The organism is Streptomyces cacaoi (assembly GCF_006539165.1).
Lineage (GTDB): Bacteria > Actinomycetota > Actinomycetes > Streptomycetales > Streptomycetaceae > Streptomyces > Streptomyces cacaoi.
In genome coordinates this window covers 1-2,324 of the sequence record NZ_BJMM01000147.1, presented here as the reverse complement: position 1 = coordinate 2,324, position 2,324 = coordinate 1, and the positions used below count along the sequence as shown (strand labels likewise).

The window sequence follows — 2,324 nt, the reverse complement described above, 5'->3', positions numbered from 1 at the left end:
ATGGACCGGATGACCGTCTTCATGGCTTCTCTCCTCCAGGGAGTACGGGCTCCCTCACTCGCACGACGCCTCTGTGTCGCAGGTGCGCTCGTGTACGACGTAGTACGGGCGCACCAAGACGTTCTCCTCGCCATCGACCGGGCCTTCCCGCTCGCGTACGTGTGCGGGCACAGGGCCGCGGCGGTAGTTCGGGACCGGAGGCGGAACCGCGTTGGCCCGCGGTGGCTCCGGCCGAGTCAAAAGGTCCATGCTTCGCTGCCGTGCCGCACGCAGCGTGCGACGGGCCGGTTCTCCCAACCAGATGCTCAGCAGGGCGATACAGTCCCGCACGGATATCTCCTCATGGGTGGTGTCTGGTCCTCGGCAAGCCGCTGCAACGGCCGTCGAGGTGGTGACCCGCTCCCCTGCCTCGGGATGCCGGCGGCCTTCCGGCGATCAACCGAGGCAGGGGGCGGGGGCTAATGCCGCCACGCGCGGCCCCTCGGGTCGCGGGGGTTCGCGGCTCTCCCGCAGGTGGCCAGGTGGCGTCTGGCGCTCCGCTCGTACATGGCGTCCGCCAGGCGTGGGTCCGCGTCCAGGGCGCACAAGGCCCACTGGTATGTCCAGTACCAGCGCTCGTCCAACCGCCCGAGAAGGTCCCTGGCCATGCTCTTCGCGCGCAAGAAGCTCATGGCATCCCCCTGAGCTTCACCTGCTGGAGCGCCGCCAGCGCCCGGAACTGCCGCACTTCGTACGGGGTGGCTGGCCGAAGGACTCTGCATGAGACGTCCCACGTCAGCCCGCTGGGACGCGCCAGCGTCGCCCAGCCGCGGTCGGTCTCCACGACGACCGCTACCATTTCCGGCTTCGCGTCGTAGACGACGACTCCTGGCCGCAGCCAGACAGGGCGGCGGTACGCAGAGCCGTGTGCACCCACACCCACTTGCCTTCCGGGATGAGCGTGTAGCCCAGGTCGTCGGCCATCGCCCGGAGCAGCCACAGCCCCCGGCCGTTCTCGGACAGGGGGTCCGCCGACAGGACCTGCGGCACCTCGTGTGATGTATCGCTGAGGCGTACGCACAGAGCATCGCCTTCCCGCTCGACGACAAGCCGGCAATCCGTGGCCTCTCCCACGTGTTTGTGCACGTTGCTGAGCAGCTCGGTGATCCCGTACTCGGCCACCTCGCGGGCATCACGATCGGCGCCCAAGGCGCGCGCGGCCTCATCCACTCGACGACGCCAGACCTCCACGTCGTGGAGCGCCGCGGTTAAAGACCAAGAGCGTTCGTTGTCGGCGACCAGGGGCTGAACTGCGACTTTCATGCCTGGAACCTCCCGAGTCGGCCAGCGCGCCAGGACCAACGCACGCCGAGCGGACCACCAGTCACGCCATGAGCGCGCTGCGTCACCCAACGCATCATTCGCCTACTGTTGGTCCATCGTCAAGACATGGAATGGCAGATTGCCAAAACATCCCTCGGTAGGAGTACCTGTAGTCTCGCAGGCAGGCTTGCAGGAGCGAACCGGTAGCCTCGGCCCCGCGTACAGAGAGGAGTTGAGGACTGTGTCCGTCGTCCAAAGCGGTGGCCCGCTCTCAGCGAGGCGCAAGCTCGGACAGGAGCTTCGACTACTGCGCGACCGAAATGGACTGACCACCGAGGAAGTTGGCGATCACCTCAACTGCTCCAACTCGAAGATCAGTCGGGTGGAACTCGGCAAGCGAGCGTGCACGAAGCGGGACTTCGAGCAGCTCATGGAGCTGTTCGAAGTCCCCGAGGACAGGGCTGAAGAGCTGCGGGACCTGATGATCCGAGGTCGACAGCGCGTACCACCGTGGTGGCACAGGTACAACGACGTGATCTCGGCGAACTACGCGGAGTTCCTGGCCTACGAGTCCGAAGCAGCTTCCTGCTTCGAGTACCAACCGATCTTGATCCCGGGACTCCTGCAAACGAAGCGCTATGCCCACGCGGTGACTGGCGTGAGCTTCACCGCGCTCGGACCGGACCAGGTTGAAAGTCTCGTTGAGGTGCGGCTTCAGCGCCAGGAGAGGCTCCGCGAGGATCTACCGCTGGATATCCAGGTCGTTGTCACCGAGGCTGCGCTGCGGTTCACCGTTGGCGGAGACGAGGTGATGCGCGAGCAGCTGCGGTACGTGAAGGAGGTCACCACGCTGGACAACGTGACGTTCAGGGTGATCCCGTTCGAAGCCGGGGAGAAGGGCACAACTACCGGCGCGTTCACTCTGTTCAGCAGTGGGAAGGATGCCGACGTAGACGCAGGTTTCACGGAGTCCGCGGACAACACGACGAACTTCCGTGACGATGCCGTCGCCCTGCGGCAGA

Annotated in this window: 3 protein-coding genes; 1 reads left to right on the top strand and 2 read right to left on the bottom strand. The window is 65.7% G+C overall.

Annotation, left to right across the window (positions count from 1 at the left end):
• Positions 1–458: 458 nt before the first annotated feature.
• Positions 459–671, bottom strand: coding sequence for a hypothetical protein (locus SCA03_RS34640; RefSeq protein ID WP_086814190.1), 213 nt, complete (start codon positions 669–671; stop codon positions 459–461).
• Positions 672–831: 160 nt separating this feature from the next.
• Positions 832–1,302, bottom strand: coding sequence for an ATP-binding protein (locus SCA03_RS34635; protein ID WP_086814192.1), 471 nt, complete (start codon positions 1,300–1,302; stop codon positions 832–834).
• A gap of 241 nt (positions 1,303–1,543) precedes the next feature.
• Between SCA03_RS34635 and SCA03_RS34630 the strand changes: the two genes are divergently transcribed.
• Positions 1,544–2,324 (top strand): helix-turn-helix domain-containing protein (locus SCA03_RS34630; protein WP_141275893.1); only part of this gene is annotated, 781 nt, incomplete at its 3' end.

Coding starts and splice junctions, on each gene's coding strand:
- SCA03_RS34640 (WP_086814190.1), bottom strand. CDS start 671: ATGAGCTTCTTGCGCGCGAAGAGCATGGCCAGGGACCTTCTCGGGCGG.
- SCA03_RS34635 (WP_086814192.1), bottom strand. CDS start 1,302: ATGAAAGTCGCAGTTCAGCCCCTGGTCGCCGACAACGAACGCTCTTGG.